The organism is Massilia sp. FBCC-B171 (assembly GCF_059134155.1).
In genome coordinates this window covers 3,966,315-3,984,729 of the sequence record NZ_CP101443.1, presented here as the reverse complement: position 1 = coordinate 3,984,729, position 18,415 = coordinate 3,966,315, and the positions used below count along the sequence as shown (strand labels likewise).

The window sequence follows — 18,415 nt, the reverse complement described above, 5'->3', positions numbered from 1 at the left end:
CAGCTCCGACCTGGCGGGCGTCGTGACCAATCCCTCTCCTGTCCAGCCGGCCCCGCCAACCCAGCCCGCCGCACCGGAACCCGTGCTGGCCGCGGCCTTTACCGATCTCACCGCCGCCACCAGCAACAGCCAGCCTGGCTGGCCCAGCTGGAGCGCACCGGCGGGCCAGGCGCCGGTAGGCGGCGTGGGGTGCACCGGGACCATCGGCTACCACCAGCATGCGCTGGTATCGATCTACAAGGAAGGGGTGCGGCTCGGCTTGCCCGACAACCTGGGCCGCAGCGCTTGTACCTATGAATTGCACGTCCACGACGTCACGGGCATGGTGCACATGGAAGCCGACGTGGCCAAGCGCTTCACGCTGGCGCAGTTTTTTGCGTTATGGAACCAGCCGCTGGGCGTGAACGCGACGGCCGGCCTGGCCGGGCCGGTGCGCTTCTACCTGATCCAGAACGACACGCTGTCGCGCTATCCCGGCGATCCGGCCGCGCTCGAGCTGGTGCCGCATCGGGAAATCGTGATCGTCAGCGGTGCGGCGCCGGCCGTGTTGCCGAAGTACCGCTGGCCGGCCGATCTGTGAGGGCAGGGAAGGCGCCTCGTTAACCGTAGGCGCCGCCCGTGTACATCAGGTCGAACAGGCGGGCAATGGTGCCGATCAGCACGGTCGTACCGATCAGCAGGGTTGTCACCAGGAGGATGGCCAGGATCCAGTTCGAGTTCGAGCGGGTCGCGGCATTGAAGCGCGCATCCCATTTGTCGTCGGGCGTGAGGCCAATGACCAGGGCTTCGATAAATGCCGCGATACTCGATATCAGCAGCGGCAGCAGCGCATAGAAGGAGTGAAGGTGGCTGGCATTGCTGAAAATAAGGCCGGCGATCGGCAGGCTGCTGGCATGCAGCAGTCCGATGCGGTCGACGCCGCCATGCAGGTAAAAGCGATGCGCCCCCAGCGTTCCCAGGGTGAGCGCCAAGGCGGTAGCAAGCGTCTTGTTCTTATGTGCCATGAACGGATGTGTTACACGAAAGAGCAAAGTATCGTTCATAAACGTGACATAAGCATTACTTTTTATGTAAATGCAATGTATCAATCTGGAAAGATCGGGCGGGGGAGATCAGCGGCAGGTGGCGGTCGGGCTGAAAATAGCGGATAATGCTCGATTCGGCCGGGACCGCGCGCCTTGTTGTCCGCCTCTTATCATAATCCCTTGCTGCTCTGGGGCATGCGCGCTATAATCGTCGGCTTTCTCCGTCCAGCACAACTTTTTGGAATTATTATGGTCGTTATTCGTTTAGCTCGTGGAGGCGCCAAGAAGCGCCCGTTCTTCAACATCGTTGCAACCGATTCGCGTAACCGTCGCGATGGCCGTTTCATCGAGCGCATCGGTTTCTACAACCCGATGGCCTCGGGCGCCGAAGTGGCCCTGCGTATCACCGCTGATCGTCTGGCCTACTGGCAAGGCGTTGGCGCACAACTGTCGCCAACCGTTGCTCGCCTGGTTGCTCAGCAGACCCCAGCAGCCTAAAGCAAGGTTCCAGGTTTGACCGATTCAGCTGCCTCCGTTGCCAGCGGGGCGCAAGCCCCTGACGACCTGACCCAGGTCGGGTATGTTGCCGGTGCCTATGGCATTGCCGGCGCCATCCGCGTCACGCCGTTCTCGGCCGATGCCGATGCGCTGCTGAATATTAAAACCTGGTGGCTCGATAAACCGAGCCTGCGGTCCGTCAGCGTACGGACCACGAAAATGCATGGCGGCGACGTGATCGCCACCCTCGTCGGGATGGCGGGCCGCGATGCGGCGGAGGCGCTGAAAGGCGCTGCCGTGCACGTATCGCGCTCCGAGTTTCCCGCGCTCGAGGAAGACGAGTATTACTGGTCCGACCTGATCGGCATGGATGTCGTGAACCTGCAGGGCGAAGCCCTCGGCAAGGTCATCGACATGATGAGCAACGGTCCGCAGTCGATTCTGCGCATTGAGCCCGTGCCCGAGCAGGAAAGCAAAGACAAGGCGCCCGAGCGCCTCGTTCCGTTTGTGGACCAGTTCGTCAAACACGTCGACGCGAAAGCGAAAAAGATTACTTTGGACTGGGGTCTGGACTATTAACCCGGTCCTGTCGAGACGAGGTCCCGATGCAATTTGACGTCGTGAGCTTGTTTCCCGAGATGTTTGCCGCATTAACGCAGTCGGGGGTGACCCGCCGCGCCTTCGAGCAGGAACGCTGGGGCCTGACGTTATGGAATCCACGCGATTTCACGACAGACCGTCACCGCACCGTGGATGACCGCCCTTACGGCGGCGGCCCCGGGATGGTGATGATGGCCAAGCCGCTCGAGGCGACGATCAATGCGGCCAAGGCGCGCCAGGTCGAACGTGGCCTGCCGCCGCCGCGCGTGGTGTTCATGTCGCCGCAAGGCAAGCCGCTGACCCACGAACGCGTCAAGGCGTTGAAGGATGAGCCGGGCCTGGTCATCCTGTGCGGCCGCTACGAAGCGGTCGACCAGCGCCTGCTGGACCGCATCGTCGACGAGGAAATTTCGCTCGGCGACTTCGTGCTCTCCGGCGGCGAATTGCCGGCGATGGCCCTGATGGATGCCGTGGTGCGGCTCTTGCCCGGTGTACTGGGCGACGACGCTTCGGCGGTCGAGGACAGTTTCGTCAACGGCCTGCTCGATTCGCCGCACTACACCCGCCCCGACGTGTACGAGGGCGTGCCGGTACCGCCAGTGCTCATGGGCGGGAACCATGCTGAAATTACGAAGTGGCGCCGCCAGCGTATGCTGGAGGCGACATGGATGAAACGGCCGGAATTGTTGGACCAGGCCCGCGCCGCGGGCCAGTTGACGCCGGCCGACGAAAAGTTTCTGACCTCGCTCCGTCCTGCGGAGTGAAGTCGAAAATGCACCAATATGGTGCGAAACGTGTGGGCATGTTGCTCGTACGTTCAACCCCATCCTCTACTGGGCGTCGCAGTTTTTCGATACGTGCCAGCAAGATGGTTAACGGAGTCACAAGAATGAATCTGATTCAACAACTCGAGCAGGAAGAAATTGCGCGCCTCGGCCGCAAGATTCCTGATTTCGCACCTGGCGACACCGTGATCGTCAACGTCAACGTCGTCGAAGGCACCCGCAAGCGCGCCCAGGCATACGAAGGCGTCGTCATTTCGCGTCGCAACCGCGGCCTGAACTCGAACTTCATCGTTCGCAAGATCTCGTCCGGCGAAGGTGTCGAGCGTACGTTCCAGCTGTATTCGCCGCTGATCGCTTCGATCGAAGTGAAACGCCGCGGTGACGTGCGTCGCGCCAAGTTGTACTACCTGCGTGAGCGTTCGGGCAAATCGGCACGTATCAAAGAAAAGCTGCCGCAGCGCAAGGTCGCAACCGCCCCAGTCGCTAAGTAATCGCGTCTGTGGAGTAAAAAAAGGCATCCCCCGGGATGCCTTTTTCTTTATGGTTTACAGTGATAACCAGGAGAAATGCTTTTGGTTAAGGTTCTAATGGATCCATCCCGCCTGCCGGTCGACGCCATCGCCGGCGAAGCCGCCGTCGACCCCGCCTTCCTGACGGTGGAGGGCCTGCGCGCGCGCTTCGCCCGCTCGCGCCTGGCCTGGGAGCCCGAAAGTCCGGACGAGTCCTGGATCACGCCGGGTTTCAAGCTGCGCCGCGCCGCCGTGCTGATACCGCTGGTCGAGCGTCCCGAGGGCCTGAGCGTCCTGCTGACCCTGCGTACCGACCATCTGACCAGCCATGCCGGCCAGATCGCCTTTCCCGGCGGGCGTGCCGAAGAGCTCGATTCCTCGCCGATCGAAACCGCGCTGCGCGAGTCCGAAGAAGAAATCGGCCTGCACCGGCGCCACGTGTCGATCGTCGGCGTGTTGCCCGACTACATCACCGGCAGCGCCTACCGCGTCGCGCCCGTGGTCGGGCTGGTCAAGCCGCCCTTCGAGCTGATTGCCGACCCGGGCGAGGTGGCCGAAATCTTCGAAGTGCCGCTCGCCTTCCTGATGAACGGCATGCACCACCACCGCATGTCGGTCGAGCTGCCCGAAGGGAAGGGCAGGCGCAACTTCTATGCGATGCCGTATGAGCGCTTCTTTATCTGGGGCGCGACGGCCGGCATGCTGCGCAATCTGTTCCATTTCCTGCGCACCTGAACAGTTGTTGCGACTCCCGATTTGATTATGGCGGTGACCTGCGCTATCGTAGCGGGCAGCGCGGTATTGCCATAACAAAAGAAGGACTTGCATGACATTTTTTTCCATCCTGTGCGCATTGCTGATCGAGCAACTCAAACCGCTGCGCGCGGATAACCAGGTCTATGGCGGGATCAAGGGCCTGGCGATGCGTATCGAAGGCTGGTTCAATGCCGGCGAGCCGAAGAATGGCCGCATGGGCTGGTTCCTGATGATGACGGTCCTGGTCGTGCCGGTCGCGCTGGTGTACTGGGTGCTGCAATACTTCGGCCTCGTGTTCCTGGCCTTTGCCTGGAACGTCGCCATCGTCTACCTGACCCTGGGCTTCCGCCACTACAGCCATTATTTCACCTCGATCCAGCTGGCCCTGAACAGCGGAGACGAAGCCACGGCGCGCGCGCTGCTGGCCGAGTGGGCGCGCATCGACACGGTCGGCATGGACGCCGCCGAGATCGCCCGCATTGCCGTCGAAAAGTCGCTCATCACAACCCACCGCAGCGTGTTCGGCGTGTTCTTCTGGTTCCTGATGCCGGCCGGCCCGGCCTGCGCCGTCCTGTACCGCGTCTCCGAATACCTGGCGCGTGCCTGGAACGAACCGGAGCACATGCGCAACGAAGCTTTCGGCCAGTTCGCGGCGAAAGCTTTTTACTGGATCGACTGGATCCCGGTGCGCCTGACCGCGATCGCCTTTGCCGTGGTCGGCAATTTCGAGGACGCCATCTACGCCTGGCGCAATTTTGCCAACCGCTGGGCCGACGAGTCGCGCGGCATCATCCTGGCCGCCGGCGGCGGCGCCATGGGCGTGCGCCTGGGCACCCCGAACGAGAACGCGCCCCAGCTGCTGCCGGCCGATGCCGCCATGGTCGACCTGAGCGACGCCGACACCGACGTCCTGCCGGGCGAAGAACCGAGCCTGCGCGCACTGCAAAGCACGGTAGGACTTGTCTGGCGCGCCCTGATACTATGGATGATTCTGTTGTTGCTTCTCTCCAGTATGGCCTGGCTGGGCTGAAGCTGTCGAGACAAGCTCGTCCCCAAGTCTTCTATAAGATATAATACTGGCTCTCCTCCACGCAGCATTCTTGTATCAGCACGCAGCACTATGGCCGAGTTACCGCATACCGGGACCGAAGGCGCCGTCGGCGAATTCTTCATCCTGGGCCTCACGAACAATGGCAAGCAGTTCCGCCCCAGCGACTGGGCGGAGCGCTTGTGCGGGGTCATGTCGTGCTTTCGACCCGAAGGCAGCGGCGGCCGCCACGCCCACCTGCAGTTCTCCCCCTATGTCCACCCGACCGTCGTCAACGGCGTCAAGGCCGTGGTCGTCAACAATGCGCTGCGCAAGGCCGAACCGCTGGCCTATCACTTCGTCATTAACTTTGCCAAAGACAACGACCTGCAAGTGGTCGATGCCTGCTTTGTCGAATTGCCTGGCGTTCCCAAGGTCTGAGTTCCCAAAAGCGTTTGATCTAGATCAAACCTCACGCGCGTTGTTGCACTAGGTTGATACTTGGGTGTCTACGCGGCCGCATCCACGTATGCCGGCGACACCAATAGCAGGGGGAGAGCACCATGAACATCAGCGACATCTGCACCATCCAGACCATCAGCTGCAGCCGCGACGAAACCGTGCAGGGCGCCGCGCTCCTGATGCGCAAGCACCATGTGGGCGACCTGGTCGTGGTCGACGGCAACGGCGAGGCAATTCCGGTCGGGATCCTCACCGACCGCGACATCGTCGTCTCGGTCGTCGCGCTCGGCCTCGATCCGGCCAGCCTGCAGGTAGGCGACATCATGAGCGACGACCTGCTGACCTGCGGCGAGGAAGACGACGTCTACCAGACCATCGAACACATGCGCGTGCGCGGCATTCGCCGGGTGCCGGTGGTGAACAGGAGCGGCGGCCTGGCCGGCATCGTCAGCGCCGACGACCTGCTCGAATTCCTGGCCGAGGAAATGGGCGACCTGTCGCGCATCAGCGGGAGTCAACAAGCCCACGAAAAGCGCGCCAGGCATTAGACATCATCTGCACCTGATACTTCAGGACAAGCTGTCCCGCTCCCGCGCACCATACTAGTGCGTGGCGGCATCATCCCGCGCAACCATCTGTTACCATCGCCGCTGGCGCGCGGCACCAGGCCGCGCACGATACCAGCGGGATGACATGAATTTGACGAGTACCCAGCGCGCCCTAACCGCGCACCTGAGCGCGGGCGCGTTTGCCTTTTTCGTTTCCGGCGCCGTGCTGGCCGCACCCGCCGCTGCGCTGCCCAAAGGCGTCACGCTCGGCGCCTCGGTCGAAGGCATCACCGAATACCGCCTGGCGAATGGGCTCAAGGTACTCTTTTTCCCCGACAGCTCGCGTCCCACCGTCACCGTCAACGTCACCTACATGGTCGGCTCGCGCCACGAAAACTATGGCGAGACCGGCATGGCGCACCTGCTCGAACACCTGCTGTTCAAGGGCTCGAAGAAGAACCCCGACATCACGCGCCAGTTCGCCGACCGCGGCATGGATTTCAACGGCACCACCTCGCTCGACCGGACCAATTACTACGAAGTCTTCCAGGCCTCCCAGGCGAACCTGGACTGGGCCCTGCAGATGGAAGCGGACCGCATGACCGGCGCCTTCATCGCCAAGAAGGACCTCGACTCCGAAATGACGGTCGTGCGCAACGAGTTCGAAAGCGGCGAGAATTCGCCGTCCGGCGTGCTGGTAAAGCGCATGCAGAGCGTCGCCTACGACTGGCACAGCTACGGCCGCTCGACGATCGGCAACCGCAGCGACATCGAGAACGTCCGCATCGCCAACCTGCAAGCCTTCTACCGCACCTGGTACCAGCCCGACAATGCGGTGCTGCTGGTGGCCGGCAAGTTCGAGCCGGACGCCACGCTGGCCAAAGTCGCGCGCCTGTTCGGCGCCATCCCGAAACCGAAGCGCACGCTGCCCGCCTTCTGGACGGTCGAGCCGACCCAGGATGGCGAGCGCAGTTTCGCCGTGCGGCGCCAGGGCGACGTCCAGATCGTCATGCTCGGCTATAAAGTGCCATCGAGCCTGCACGACGACAGCGACGTGATGGCCTTCGCCTCTGCCATCCTGGGCGACGTGCCAACCGGCCGCCTGCACAAGCAGCTGGTCGAAACCGGCAAGGCAAGCCAGGTGTTTACCTTTGGCGAAACCGGCTACGCGCCGGGCCTGCAATACATCGGCGCGGTGGTGAAGAAGGGCGAAGCGCTCGAGCCGGTCCGCGCGGCCCTGACCGAGGCGGTCGAAAACTTCGGCGCGACGCCGCCGACCAAGGACGAGATGGCGCGCATCCGCCGCATGTACGAGAACGACATGGAGCGCAGCCTGAACGATCCGCAGCGGGTCGGCGTCGCGCTGTCGGAAACGATCGCGCTGGGCGACTGGCGCCTGTTCTTCACCGGCCGCGAGCGCATCAAGACCATCACGCCGGACGAGGTAGCGGGCGTGGCGAAGCGCTACTTCCGGCGCGACAACCGCGTCACCGGCATCTTCCTGCCCGAAGACGCGCCGCAGCGCGCCGTGATTCCGCCGGCGCCGAGCGTGGAGAGCATCCTCAAGACCTTCAAGCCGCAGGCCTCGACCCTGGTCTCGGAAGACTTCGAGCCGACCCAGGACAACATCATGAAGCGCACGCAGCTGACGACCGCGCGCGGCGTGAAGCTGGCCCTGCTGCCCAAGAAGAACCGCGGCGAGGCGGTGACGGTGAGCCTGCGCCAGCACATCGGCGACGAGAAGAATTTGTTCGGCAAGGGCGCCGTGCCCGAGCTGACCGGCGCCATGCTCATGCGCGGCACCAGCCGCTACACGCGCGAGCAGCTCTCGGACGAATTCGACCGCCTGAAAATCGCCGGCGGCCTGACCCATTTCCAGACCACGCGCGAACACCTGCCGGAGGCGCTTCGCCTGGTGGCGCACGTATTAAAGGAGCCGGCCTTCCCGGCGAACGAATTCGAACAGCTGCGGCGCCAGTCGCTGGTCGCGCTGGAAGCGAGCCGCGCCGAACCGCAGGCGGTGGCCGCACGCGTGCTGGCGCGCCATTTCGACCTCTACCCGAAAGGCGACGTGCGCCATGCGAACAGTTTCGACGACGACCTGGCCGAACTGACCGCCGCGCGCCTGGACGAGCTGCGCGCCTTCCACCGCGAGTTCTACGGCAGCGTGCCGGCCGAGATGGCCATAGTCGGCGACTTCGACGCCGCCGCCATCGTGCCGCTGGTCGACGAATTGTTCGGCGCCTGGAAAGCGCCGGCCAACGTGGCGCCGGTCCTGCGCCGCCACGCCGAGATCGCCCCCCTGAAGACGACGCTGAACACGCCCGACAAGGAAAACGGTTTTTATACGGCGCGCCTGAACCTCGACCTGAACATCGACGATCCCGACTATCCGGCCCTGATGCTCGCTAACTACATCTTCGGCGAAGGCGGCCTGCGTTCGCGCCTGATGGACCGCATCCGCCAGAAGGACGGCCTGTCCTACGGCGGCGGTTCGCAGCTCGAAGCAGGAGACCTGGACCGGGCAGGCGCCTTCGGTATCAGCGCGATCGCCGCGCCGCAGAACCTGCAGCGCCTGGACGCCGCGATCCGCGCGGAGCTGGCGCGCGCCGTGAAGGACGGCTTCACCGCGGCGGAACTCGCCGGCGCCAAGTCGGGCCTGATACAGCAGCGCCAGCAGACCCGCGCCGACGACGGCGCCCTGGCCGCAGGCTGGACCTCCTACCTGTACCGCAACCGCACCTACGAATGGTCGCGCCAGTTCGAGGCCAAACTGATGGCCGTCACGCTGCCGCAGCTGAATGCGGCCTTCCGCAAGGCGATCGATCCGGCGCAGCTGTCGGTGGTAATGGCGGGCGACCAGGATAAAGTCAAGCCCGCGCCATGATCGGGGACGCCGTTTTGCAACATGCACCAACTTGGTGAATCCGCCTCCAGACGTTAGAATGTTGCTCTTTGGCATTATCTAACATCAGGCAACGACACGCGAGTGGGAGCAGCTGCATGAAGGGCAGGAAAGAGCAGGAACAACATCAGGCCGGGATTTCGTTTGCCGGCAAGGTCGTGCTGGTGACGGGCGCCGCGAGCGGCATCGGGCGCGCGGTGGCGCTGGCCTTCGGGCGCGCCGGCGCATCGGTGGTCGTGGCCGACGTCGCCGTCGATGGCGGCCATTCGACGGCCGCGATGATCGTCGAGAGCGGCGGCAAGGCGCTGTTCGTGCCGGTGAATGTGACGCGCGCGCTTGATGTCGAGGCGATGGTGGACAAGACCGTCCATCACTACGGCCGCATCGACTGCGCCGTCAACAGCGCGGGCCTGTTCGAAGAAGGCGCCAGGCTGGCCGACTGCGAAGAAGCCAGCTACGACCGCATCATGGACGTCAACGTCAAGGGCGTCTGGCTGTCGATGAAATACCAGCTGCGCCAGATGGGCAAGCAGGGCAGCGGGGCGATCGTCAACCTGTCCTCGGCCTTCGGCACCGTCGGCGCACCCGGCCAGGCGGTCTACGCGGCGAGCAAGCACGCGCTGGCGGGCCTGACCAAGAGCGCGGCGCTCGAGCATGCGAAAGAGGGCATCCGCGTCAACGCGCTGTGCGCCGGCGCCGTGCGCACGCCGATGCTGGCGCGCGCCGTGGGTTGGGAGCCCGGGCTGGAGAAGAAACTGCGCGCGGCGCACCCGATGGGACGCTTCGGCGAGCCGGCCGAAATCGCGAACGCCGCGCTGTGGCTGTGTTCCGAGCAGGCCTCGTTCGTGACGGGACACGAACTTTCCGTCGACGGCGGCTTTACCGCAATTTAAGCATCGGGCGCCGGCATGAGGCGCCCATCATTTCGGCCGCGGCGCCTTCAGCTTCGCCGCCTGCGGCACCACGCGCCCGGAGCGCAAATCCTGCACCGTCAGCGCCACGGCGCGCGCCACGTTGCGCACTTCTTCCTGCACGTCGGTATCGCGGTCGAGCACCTCGTGGCTCTCGGCATACGACTCGTAATAGCCGATGAAGCGGTCGAGCGCGCCGAAGCTGCCCGAGTCGACCAGTCCCATCCAGTTCAGCCAGTCCGACAGCGAACGGCGCGTGCCTTCGATGCCGGCGACGTCGCCATGCACCACGACGCCGAAGGCGCGCCCGGCCAGGTGCTTCGGGTAGTCCCAGCCGGCCATCTCGATTTCCTTGGCCTTGCGCGCATCCTTGCCATGGGTGGAACTCGGGTCCGGGTTGCCGCCGTCGGCGCAGACCAGGCGGTCGATCATGAGTTTCAGGGTGGAGGGCGTCTGGTACCAGTAGACCGGCGTCAGGATGATGACCCCGTGCGCGGCGACCCAGCGTTCGTAGATCTCGTTCATCCAGTCGCCGGTCTGGCGCTCGGCGTGGTTCGGATAGCAGCTGCACGGCCAGTGGCACAGCGGCATCGCGGTCGAGGCGCAGGCCTTGCAGGGATGGATATGGCGGTCGTAGTCGGAGGTCAGGCGCGACAGGTCGAGCAGGTCGGCCTCGACGCCGCAGGCGGCCAGCGCGTCGCGTGCGATCTTCGTCAGGCGCCAGGACTTCGACATCTCGCCCGGGCAGCTGCCGTCGTTGCGCGCGGAGGCGTTGATCAGGAGGATGCGGCTGGGCGTGTCCGGATTTTTCTGGTGCAGCTCGGCCGCCAGCAGGCGCTCGCGCGCGGCCTTCCATTCGATCGACAGGTCGTAATCTGGATCGGCGAAGCCGGGGCCCGCCTTCACCGTGCGCGGCGCCTTGCGCTTGTCGAGATAGGCCTGCCAGGCCACTTCCTCGACGGCGGCCAGCTGGCCCGCAACCTCTTCGTAGGCGGGATCGAAAAAACCGTCCATGAACTTGCGACGAAACTCCTCGCGCTCGAGTCGTGGCGGGGCCTGGCCGGTACGCACTGTCGTCATGAATCACCCTCCAAGTTGAGAGGCCGATTATGCGCGCGGGATGATTGGCGCCGATGTTCGATGGCGAACCGTCGCCGCAATAAAAAAAGCGGGTGGCGCTGTTCGCGCTCGCCCGCTTTCCATTGAGGCTTTGAAGCTTACTTGCCTGCCGCCGGAGCTGCCGCCGGTGCCGCGGCAGCCGTTGCCGGCGCCGCTGCGCCGACTGGCTGCTTGAGCGAGGCGATCCAGACGCGCGCCATGTCCGACAAACCGCCGCCGGCTTTCACGCTTTCGAAGGTCTTGATCGCGTCGTCCTTGCGGCCGGCCTTGGCCTGGGCCGCGCCGAGGCGCAGCTTGGCTTCGTCGGGCTGCTTCAGGCTGCCCTTGGCGATGCCCTGCTGGATGAAGCCGATGCCCTTGTCGTGCTGGCCCATCGTGGAATAGGCCCAGCCGAGGTTGACCAGGCCGGCGCCGGTTTTCGACTTCGATGCGGCCGCTTCGCCGGCAGCGATGTTCTTGGCGTCGTCGGCAGCGCCCTTGTCGGCACGGTTGCGCAGCGTCGTGTGGGCCTTGGCGTTCGCGCCCTTGCCCAGCACGCCGGCGGCGTAGCCCGCGTCGACGACGTTCTTCGCTTCGGTCGGGAAGCCGTCGCGCAGGGCGGTTTCGGCCAGGTCGACATAGTCTTCTTCACGCATCACCTTGGTGGCTGCAAATTGCAGGCGCAGCAAAGGCAGGTAGTTGTTCTGGTCGAAGCCCGGCTTGCGGATCACGCCCACGCGAATGAGCTCGGTCCAGTACTCGTCGGTCGGATAGTAGGACACCATCTTCTGGATGGTCGACTCGTAGGTGGCGGCATCTTTCGACTCGTGCGCGGCGCTCAGCAGCAGCTTCAGGTCTTCCTGCGACGGAGCCTTGCCCGCCTTCTCAGACTCGGCGATGAGTTGCTGGAGCTGGGTCTTGGCGCCGGTGTAGTCCTTGTTCAGGTACTGGGCACGAATTTGCAGGGCGCGGGCTTCGGCCATGTTGCCGCCCAGTGATTCATAGCGCTTGAGCTGCTCGGCTGCGGCAGCGTAGTTCTTCGCGTTGTACTGGATGTTGGCCATGGCCAGCACCAGCTTGGCCGAGTTTTCCTGCGGCTCGAAGCCCGACTTGACGACTTCTTCGGCCGAGGTCAGCACGCCGGCATCGTTGCCGGTCATCGAGGCATGCGCCATCTTGATGCGGTTCAGGATGTAGTTCTCGTACGGCGACCTGTTCGGAATCGCTTCGGCCTGGGTGATGCGGGTCTGCAGCTCGGCCGCGTTCTTGGTGTTGATCAGCTGCTGGATGATGGTCGAGTCGAGCAGCTTGAACAGCTCCGGGCGCACCGTGTTGGCTGCCGGCGCCGCGGGCGCGGCAGCCTTCTGGGCATGCGCGCTCGTCATCAGGGCAGGCGCGCTGTTCAGGCCGACGGCGGCCAGCAGCAGGCAAAGGCGAGCGAGGCGGAAATGGGACATGAATGATCCTTCTAAAAAGATGAGCGGTACAAATCCGCGGCAAGATGGCGTTTTTGCCAAGCTTGAGCAAACGCGCATTGTCCCATAAACGGGCGGGACCCTGCGGCGCAATTGTGCCGCAGGGGCGTGGCAGGCGGGGCTGCGGTTACATTGCGTTACCGTGTTTGACGCACGGTAACGCAGCGGGGCCGGCCGTCAGAAGCCCGGCACCGGGCACTGGCCGGTGGCCTCGATCTCGCCCGCGAGCCAGGCATTGACCGCCGCCAGGGCCGGGGCGGCAAAGCCATAGGTCATCAGGGCAGGGGCATCGAAGTCGAGCGCCTGGTAGGGGTTCCACAGCGCCAGGTGCAGGTCGGGATGCCAGCTGGCGCGCACGCCGGGGCCGTAGCGGCGGCGCGAGGTCGAGGCCAGGATCGTGAAGCGCCCGTCCTGCGGCAGCGCGCTCCAGTCGAAGGTGTCGGCGTCGGCAAAGGTCACCAGCTCGACCTCGAAGAGCTGGGCCAGCGAAGCGGCAATGCTGGCCGCCGGCACGCCCGCTTCCGACACGCCGTCGCTGACCACGTCCTGGCGCGCCACCAGGCGCACGCGGCTGCCCGGCGCCGGACGGATCGCAGCGCCGCGGCTGCTCAAGCCGCGCTGCCAGGCGCGCGCCATCAGCGCGCGGTCGTCGGCATCGGTGCTGTAGATCGGCGCTTCGTCGGCGCCCGGCGCCTCGCCGGCCATCACTTCGCACCTGGCCGCGGCCGCGATGCCGGCGGCGGGGCGCGCCACGCCGCCGGCCGGGTGCGCGGCCGCCAGCGTGGCCAAACGCGCCAGGCGCGCCTCGACCTCGATCATCGGCAATTCGCCCGAGGCGATCGCCGCGGCAATCGCATCGATTGTCTCTTCCTGCGTGGCGCGCGAGCCGATCGCCATCACCATGTCGGCGCCGGCCACCAGCGCGCGCACGGCGGCCTGGCCGACGCCGAAGCGATGCGCGATCGCATGCATGTCCATGCCGTCGGTGATGATCACGCCCTGGTACTGCCACTGATCGCGCAGGATGCCGGTCAGGATGGGACGCGACATCGTCGCCGGATACTCCGGGTCCAGCGCCGGGTAGACGATGTGGGCGGTCATCATCGCCGGCGCCGGGTGCTGCGCCTGCGCGGCCATCCGGAAGGGCGCGAATTCGAAGCGCTCCAGTTCCGCCAGCGGTTTGTCGACGGTGGGCAGCGCGCGGTGCGAGTCGACGTGGGTGTCGCCGTGGCCGGGGAAGTGCTTGACGCAGCAGGCCACGCCCTCCGCTTCGCTGCCTTCCATCCAGGCCAGCGCAATGCGCGTGGCGGTGTCGGGATCGGCGCCGAAGGAGCGCTCGGCGATGACGGGATTGTGCGGGTTGTTGTTCAGGTCCAGCACCGGCGCGAAATTCCAGTTGAAGCCGAGCGAACGCACAGCGCGCGCCACGGCCGCGCCGACTTCGCGCGCCAGTACCGGGTCGTTGGCGGCGCCCAGCGCCATCGCCGAGGGCGGCGCCGGCACCCAGGTCGAGCGCACCACGGCGCCGCCTTCCTGGTCGAGGGCGATCAGCGCCTCCGGCCCCATCACGGCGCGCAGGGCGCCGGTCAAGCGCGCCAGCTGGCCGGCGTCGACCATGTTCTGACGGAACAGGCAGGCGCCGCGCACGCGGTTCTGCGCGAGGAAGGCTGCCGTGTCGTCATCGAGTTCGGTGCCGAACAGGCGCACCATGATCAGCTGCCCGGCGATTTTTTTCAGCTCGTCCATATCAGTTGGTCCTGGTGACTTTGCTCAGGTGGCGCGGGCGGTCCGGGTCCATGCCGCGTGCTTTCGACAGCTGCGCCGCCATCACATAGAAGGCCTGGATCGCGACGATCGGGTCGAGGTCGGGCGTGGCGGCCACCGGCAGGGTCAGGTCGCGCTCGAGAATATCCTCGGGCGCGGCCAGCAGCACGCGCGCGCCGCGGCCGCGCATCTCGAGCGCCAGTGCGACCAGGCCGGCCTGCGCCGGTCCCCGCGTGGCGAAGATCAGGAGCGGATAGCCGTCTTCGATCAGCGCCATCGGGCCATGCTTGATCTCCGCGCCCGAAAAGGCTTCCGCCTGCAGGGCCGAGGTTTCCTTGAATTTCAGGGCCGCTTCCAGCGCGATCGGGAAACTGATGCCGCGCCCGACGACCATGATGTTGCGCGCCGGCGCCAGCACTGGAAGCGCCGCCGTCCAGTCGACCTTCGACGCTGCGCGCAGGTCGTCCGGCAGGGCGGCCAGGCCGGCTTTCAGTTCGGGGTCGTCCTGCCACTCGGCCACCAGGCGCGCGCCGGCCACCAGGCTCGTAATAAAACTCTTGGTCGCGGCCACGCTCTGCTCCTTGCCGGCGTGGAGCGGCATGGCCCAGGCGGCGGCCTGCGCCAGCGGTGATTCGGCGTCGTTCACCAGGGCCACCGTGGTGGCGCCGCCGTCGCGGAAATAGGTGATCGGTTCGACCACGTCCGGGCTCTGGCCCGATTGCGAGATCGAGATCGCCAGCGTGCCCTGCGTGACCAGCGGCGATCTGTACAGCGTGACGAGCGACATCGGCAAGGACGTAACCAGGCGCCCCATGCGCGACATGATCAGGTAGGCGACATAGCCGCAGGCATGGTCCGAGCTGCCGCGCGCCACGGTGACGGCGCTGTTGAAATTCGCTTCGCGCAGCGTGCGTCCCAGCTGCGCATACGCTTCCACGTCCTGTGATAATTGCAGGGCGACGCAGTCGCCGGCGGACATGGCTTCCTGCAGCATGAGCGAGGTCACAGTGGTACTCCTTCGATATAGACGGCTTTGAGGTTCAGGTCGCGGTCCAGTACCACGAAGTCGGCATGGCAGCCGGGGGCGAGGCGTCCGCGCAGGGATTCCCCGAGGTAGTCGGCGGCATTCGTCGAGACGCGGCGCGACGCCTCCGCGATCGACAGGCCGATCTTCACCAGGTTGCGCAGCGCGCCATCCATGGTCAGCGTCGAACCGGCGAGAGTGCCATCAGCCAGGCGCACGCCGCCCATGCATTTGTGGACGACCTGGCGCCCCAGCATGTATTCGCCATCGGGCATGCCGGCGGCGGCGGTCGAATCGGTCACGCAGAACAGCTGCGGGATCGACCGCAGCGCCACCTTGATCGCGCCCGGATGCACGTGCAGCAGGTCGGGGATGATCTCGGCGTACTGCGCATGGGCCAGCGCCGCGCCGACCATGCCTGGCTCCCTGTGGTGCAGGCCCGGCATCGCATTGAACAGGTGGGTGAAGCCGGCCGCGCCGTGTTCGAGCGCGGCCACGCCGTCTTCGTAGGAGCCGCTGGTGTGGCCGATCTGGACCCGCACGCCCTCGTCGGCGAGGTGGCGCACCAGTTCCAGGTGGCCGTGGATCTCGGGCGCGACCGTGATCACGCGCATCGGCGCCAGGCGTTCGTATTTTTCGATTTCGGCCAGCGTGGCTTCTTTCGCGAATGGCGGCTGGGCGCCCAGCTTGGCTGCGTTGATATAGGGGCCTTCCAGGTGCACGCCGAGGATGCGCGCTTCACCCTTGCCGCGCGCCTTGCAGGCCGCGCCGATGGCCGTCAATGCGCGCTCGATGTCCTCGGGTGGCGCCGTCATCGTGGTGGCCAAGAGGCTGGTCGTGCCGTGCTTGGCGTGCAGGGCGGCGATCACGTGCGGCGCGTCGCCGCCTTCCATCATGTCGCGCCCGGCGCCGCCGTGCACGTGGACGTCGATGAAGCCCGGCAGGATGTAGTCGTCGCTATTCTCGTCCGGGTTGGCGCTGCTGCCCGCGATGGCGGCTATCATGGCGCCGAAGCGCAGCTCGCCATGGATCCAGCCGTCGGGGGTGAGGATATTGCCTTTCATCGGGAGTCCTTCAGGTGGCGTTCGATCATGAAGAGGGCGCCGCGCGCCGAGTCGCCCTGGGGCGGCAGGCAGCGTGCGCGCGTTTCCTGCGGCAGCCAGGCGCGCAGGACTTCTCCGAGACCGCCGCACAGGGCCAGCGGCAGCGTGTGGCTGCGGTCGAGCGCGTCGGCAATGTGCGCCACTTCCTGTCCGGCGTGTTCGAGGATCGCGCGCGCCACCGGGTCAGTCTCGGCGTGCATGACGACGAAGCGCGCCAGGCCGGCATAGGCCGTCTGGTTGGCGCGCCCGAGCCAGATCTGGACCGCGTCGCGGTTGCCGCCGCAGGCCGCGATCACATCGACTGCCAGGGCGCCGCCGGCCACGCGGCCATCGAGCACCTGTTCGATGTGGTTCAGCGCGCGCAGGCCCATCCAGGCGCCGCTGGCTTCGTCGCCGGCCGGGAAGCCCCAGCCGCCCACTTCCACCTTGGTGCCGTCGACCAGCATCGCTTCGCCGACGCTGCCGGTGCCGATCGCGACGATTGCACCGGGCTGGCCGCCGTGCGCGCCCATCAGGGTAGAAAAGCCGTCGGTATCGAGCACGAGCGCCGCAAAGCCGGGATCGGCGGCCACGAATTGGGCCGCCCAGTCCTTGTTGTGCACGCCGGCGAGACCCAGGCCGATCGCCATCGAGGACAGGGGCGGCGAGCCGATATCGGCCACCGCGCAGGCTTCGCCGACGGCGCACAGGATGGTGGTCCAGGCATTCGCGATGCCGTGGGAGAGGGCGGACGGGCCCGCGCTGGCTTGCGCCAGTTCGACGCCGTTGGGATCGGCCAGGCGCACCCGGGTGCCGGTGCCGCCGCCATCGACGCCGATGAGGTATTCGATCATGGGGAAATGAGTGCCAGGGGAGGTCAGGGCACTATAGGGAGGCGGGTTGAGCTTGTCAACAGGTATTTAATTGGTATTGAAAGTGGCCCTTTGGAGTTGACTCCATCGCAAATGAAATGGGGTCGCCATCCTATGAGATGGCGGCGCTGGATCTGGTATGCAAACTGGTATGGTTGAGCAGCATGCGCTTGCTAAGGCTGCACACTTCGCACGAACTTGCAGTAGGCGGCGCCCGCCTCCTCGGTGCGCAGGGCGCCGTTATGCCCCGCGTTTTCCAGCATCAGCAACTGCTTGTCCTGGCGGGGAATCGCATCGAACACGCGCTTGCCCAGGCGCGGCGGCGTCATCCTGTCCTGGCCGGCCGCGATGACGAGGGTTGGGGATTGCAGGCGGGTTGCTGCGCTGCGGTTGTCGACCTGGCGCAGCGACGGGTCGATCTCGATCTGGACGAAGGGCCAGGCATACCAGGGGATGTTCGATTCGACCAGTTCCTCCACACTGGTGGCCGTCGTTTCCAGCACCGTCGCCAGCACCGGCCGGGTAGCGGCGACGTGGGCCGCCATGAAGCTGCCCAGCGACTGGCCGTGCACGATCACGCGTCCCGGGAAGCGCGCCTGCAATGCGTCGAAGATGGCCAGCGCGTCGGCCTGCATGTTGGCGACCGTGGGTTTGCCGCTGCTGCGCCCATAGCCGCGGTAGTCGAAGACGGCGACGTTCGTGCCGCAGGCGGCCAGCACCGGCATGAGCTCGTCGCCATGCTGGTCGAGGTGGAACATGTTGCCGCCGAAGTAGAGGATGGTGCTGCTGCTGCCTGCCTGTTCGAGCAGCACGCCGTTCAGCGCGGCGCCGTCCTGTCCCGCGACGGTCAGGTCGGTGGCGGCGCCGGCCAGGCGCGCCCTGGCGGCGGTGCCTGGCGCATCGGGCCGGATGAAATGCGCTTCGGTCACGCGCACCTGGGCGCATCCGCTGATTACACACGCCGTCATGAATACCGCCAGCAACGAAGTTCGCATCACGCCTCCTGATATATACTGATTGTTATGGGGTAAAAAATTAACGTGAAACGATAATAAGTTAATGAATAACGATAAG

At 65.6% G+C, this 18,415-nt stretch carries 19 protein-coding genes; 11 read left to right on the top strand and 8 right to left on the bottom strand.

Annotation, left to right across the window (positions count from 1 at the left end; translation table 11 throughout):
* The first annotated feature begins 22 nt into the window (after nt 1-22).
* On the top strand, nt 23-580 hold the full coding sequence (locus tag NMB41_RS18070; RefSeq protein ID WP_494379183.1) for a hypothetical protein: 558 nt from the start codon (nt 23-25) through the stop codon (nt 578-580).
* A 19-nt stretch (nt 581-599) separates the two neighbouring features.
* On the opposite strand, the gene NMB41_RS18065 is transcribed toward NMB41_RS18070, so the two are convergent.
* Nucleotides 600-1,004, bottom strand: coding sequence for an NINE protein (locus tag NMB41_RS18065; RefSeq protein WP_494379182.1), 405 nt, complete (start codon nt 1,002-1,004; stop codon nt 600-602).
* A 270-nt stretch (nt 1,005-1,274) separates the two neighbouring features.
* On the opposite strand from NMB41_RS18065, the gene rpsP reads away from it, so the two are divergent.
* The 10 genes from rpsP (at nt 1,275) to NMB41_RS18015 (ending at nt 10,008) form a co-directional block, all read left to right on the top strand.
* Complete coding sequence (rpsP, locus tag NMB41_RS18060; RefSeq protein ID WP_494382868.1) at nt 1,275-1,523, top strand: 30S ribosomal protein S16; 249 nt, start codon at nt 1,275-1,277, stop codon at nt 1,521-1,523.
* A 15-nt stretch (nt 1,524-1,538) separates the two neighbouring features.
* Nucleotides 1,539-2,102 (top strand): ribosome maturation factor RimM, encoded by a 564-nt coding sequence (gene rimM / locus NMB41_RS18055; protein ID WP_494379181.1) that lies wholly within the window; start codon nt 1,539-1,541, stop codon nt 2,100-2,102.
* Between the two features lie 26 nt (nt 2,103-2,128).
* Entirely contained in the window at nt 2,129-2,887 is a 759-nt protein-coding gene (trmD, locus tag NMB41_RS18050) for a tRNA (guanosine(37)-N1)-methyltransferase TrmD (protein ID WP_494379180.1), read from the top strand.
* A gap of 125 nt (nt 2,888-3,012) precedes the next feature.
* Nucleotides 3,013-3,399 (top strand): 50S ribosomal protein L19, encoded by a 387-nt coding sequence (rplS, locus tag NMB41_RS18045; RefSeq protein ID WP_494379179.1) that lies wholly within the window; start codon nt 3,013-3,015, stop codon nt 3,397-3,399.
* A 96-nt stretch (nt 3,400-3,495) separates the two neighbouring features.
* The gene (locus NMB41_RS18040; protein WP_494379178.1) at nt 3,496-4,152 is read left to right on the top strand and encodes a CoA pyrophosphatase; all 657 of its coding nucleotides are present in this window, start codon (nt 3,496-3,498) and stop codon (nt 4,150-4,152) included.
* A gap of 91 nt (nt 4,153-4,243) precedes the next feature.
* The gene (locus NMB41_RS18035; protein ID WP_494379177.1) at nt 4,244-5,203 is read left to right on the top strand and encodes a CobD/CbiB family protein; all 960 of its coding nucleotides are present in this window, start codon (nt 4,244-4,246) and stop codon (nt 5,201-5,203) included.
* Nucleotides 5,204-5,293: 90 nt separating this feature from the next.
* A complete protein-coding gene (locus NMB41_RS18030) occupies nt 5,294-5,641 on the top strand; it encodes a DUF3579 domain-containing protein (RefSeq protein ID WP_494379176.1) in 348 nt (115 codons plus the stop codon).
* 122 nt (nt 5,642-5,763) lie between these two features.
* Nucleotides 5,764-6,210 carry a CBS domain-containing protein gene (locus tag NMB41_RS18025; protein WP_494379175.1) on the top strand — a complete coding sequence of 149 codons (447 nt, stop codon included), beginning with the start codon at nt 5,764-5,766 and terminating at the stop codon, nt 6,208-6,210.
* 145 nt (nt 6,211-6,355) lie between these two features.
* Nucleotides 6,356-9,097 carry a M16 family metallopeptidase gene (locus NMB41_RS18020; protein WP_494379174.1) on the top strand — a complete coding sequence of 914 codons (2,742 nt, stop codon included), beginning with the start codon at nt 6,356-6,358 and terminating at the stop codon, nt 9,095-9,097.
* Nucleotides 9,098-9,213: 116 nt separating this feature from the next.
* A complete protein-coding gene (locus NMB41_RS18015) occupies nt 9,214-10,008 on the top strand; it encodes an SDR family oxidoreductase (RefSeq protein WP_494379173.1) in 795 nt (264 codons plus the stop codon).
* A 27-nt stretch (nt 10,009-10,035) separates the two neighbouring features.
* Here the strand turns inward: NMB41_RS18015 and NMB41_RS18010 are convergent, their stop codons facing one another.
* From NMB41_RS18010 to NMB41_RS17980, 7 genes are all read right to left on the bottom strand, one after another.
* Nucleotides 10,036-11,106 carry a flavodoxin family protein gene (locus tag NMB41_RS18010; protein ID WP_494379172.1) on the bottom strand — a complete coding sequence of 357 codons (1,071 nt, stop codon included), beginning with the start codon at nt 11,104-11,106 and terminating at the stop codon, nt 10,036-10,038.
* 137 nt (nt 11,107-11,243) lie between these two features.
* Nucleotides 11,244-12,581 (bottom strand): hypothetical protein, encoded by a 1,338-nt coding sequence (locus NMB41_RS18005; protein ID WP_494379171.1) that lies wholly within the window; start codon nt 12,579-12,581, stop codon nt 11,244-11,246.
* Between the two features lie 195 nt (nt 12,582-12,776).
* Entirely contained in the window at nt 12,777-14,345 is a 1,569-nt protein-coding gene (nagZ, locus tag NMB41_RS18000) for a beta-N-acetylhexosaminidase (RefSeq protein WP_494379170.1), read from the bottom strand.
* A 1-nt stretch (nt 14,346) separates the two neighbouring features.
* Complete coding sequence (locus NMB41_RS17995; protein WP_494382867.1) at nt 14,347-15,357, bottom strand: SIS domain-containing protein; 1,011 nt, start codon at nt 15,355-15,357, stop codon at nt 14,347-14,349.
* Nucleotides 15,358-15,365: 8 nt separating this feature from the next.
* A complete protein-coding gene (gene nagA, locus NMB41_RS17990; RefSeq protein ID WP_494379169.1) occupies nt 15,366-16,451 on the bottom strand; it encodes an N-acetylglucosamine-6-phosphate deacetylase in 1,086 nt (361 codons plus the stop codon).
* Nucleotides 16,448-17,323: a glucosamine kinase nucleotide-binding domain-containing protein gene (locus NMB41_RS17985; RefSeq protein ID WP_494379168.1), complete on the bottom strand. Its 876-nt coding sequence runs from the start codon at nt 17,321-17,323 to the stop codon at nt 16,448-16,450. Before NMB41_RS17985 ends, nagA begins: the two co-directional genes overlap by 4 nt.
* 191 nt (nt 17,324-17,514) lie before the next feature.
* Complete coding sequence (locus tag NMB41_RS17980) at nt 17,515-18,336, bottom strand: alpha/beta hydrolase (protein WP_494379167.1); 822 nt, start codon at nt 18,334-18,336, stop codon at nt 17,515-17,517.
* Between the last annotated feature and the right edge of the window lie 79 nt (nt 18,337-18,415).

Bases quoted from the DNA above. Each gene is read 5' to 3' on its own strand.
- NMB41_RS18020 (WP_494379174.1), top strand. From the start codon at position 6,356: ATGAATTTGACGAGTACCCAGCGCGCCCTAACCGCGCACCTGAGCGCG.
- rpsP (WP_494382868.1), top strand. From the start codon at position 1,275: ATGGTCGTTATTCGTTTAGCTCGTGGAGGCGCCAAGAAGCGCCCGTTC.
- rplS (WP_494379179.1), top strand. From the start codon at position 3,013: ATGAATCTGATTCAACAACTCGAGCAGGAAGAAATTGCGCGCCTCGGC.
- NMB41_RS17980 (WP_494379167.1), bottom strand. From the start codon at position 18,336: ATGCGAACTTCGTTGCTGGCGGTATTCATGACGGCGTGTGTAATCAGC.
- NMB41_RS18030 (WP_494379176.1), top strand. From the start codon at position 5,294: ATGGCCGAGTTACCGCATACCGGGACCGAAGGCGCCGTCGGCGAATTC.
- NMB41_RS18005 (WP_494379171.1), bottom strand. From the start codon at position 12,581: ATGTCCCATTTCCGCCTCGCTCGCCTTTGCCTGCTGCTGGCCGCCGTC.
- NMB41_RS18065 (WP_494379182.1), bottom strand. From the start codon at position 1,004: ATGGCACATAAGAACAAGACGCTTGCTACCGCCTTGGCGCTCACCCTG.
- nagA (WP_494379169.1), bottom strand. From the start codon at position 16,451: ATGAAAGGCAATATCCTCACCCCCGACGGCTGGATCCATGGCGAGCTG.
- NMB41_RS18025 (WP_494379175.1), top strand. From the start codon at position 5,764: ATGAACATCAGCGACATCTGCACCATCCAGACCATCAGCTGCAGCCGC.
- trmD (WP_494379180.1), top strand. From the start codon at position 2,129: ATGCAATTTGACGTCGTGAGCTTGTTTCCCGAGATGTTTGCCGCATTA.
- NMB41_RS17985 (WP_494379168.1), bottom strand. From the start codon at position 17,323: ATGATCGAATACCTCATCGGCGTCGATGGCGGCGGCACCGGCACCCGG.
- NMB41_RS17995 (WP_494382867.1), bottom strand. From the start codon at position 15,357: ATGCTGCAGGAAGCCATGTCCGCCGGCGACTGCGTCGCCCTGCAATTA.
- NMB41_RS18015 (WP_494379173.1), top strand. From the start codon at position 9,214: ATGAAGGGCAGGAAAGAGCAGGAACAACATCAGGCCGGGATTTCGTTT.
- nagZ (WP_494379170.1), bottom strand. From the start codon at position 14,345: ATGGACGAGCTGAAAAAAATCGCCGGGCAGCTGATCATGGTGCGCCTG.
- NMB41_RS18035 (WP_494379177.1), top strand. From the start codon at position 4,244: ATGACATTTTTTTCCATCCTGTGCGCATTGCTGATCGAGCAACTCAAA.
- NMB41_RS18040 (WP_494379178.1), top strand. From the start codon at position 3,496: ATGGATCCATCCCGCCTGCCGGTCGACGCCATCGCCGGCGAAGCCGCC.
- NMB41_RS18010 (WP_494379172.1), bottom strand. From the start codon at position 11,106: ATGACGACAGTGCGTACCGGCCAGGCCCCGCCACGACTCGAGCGCGAG.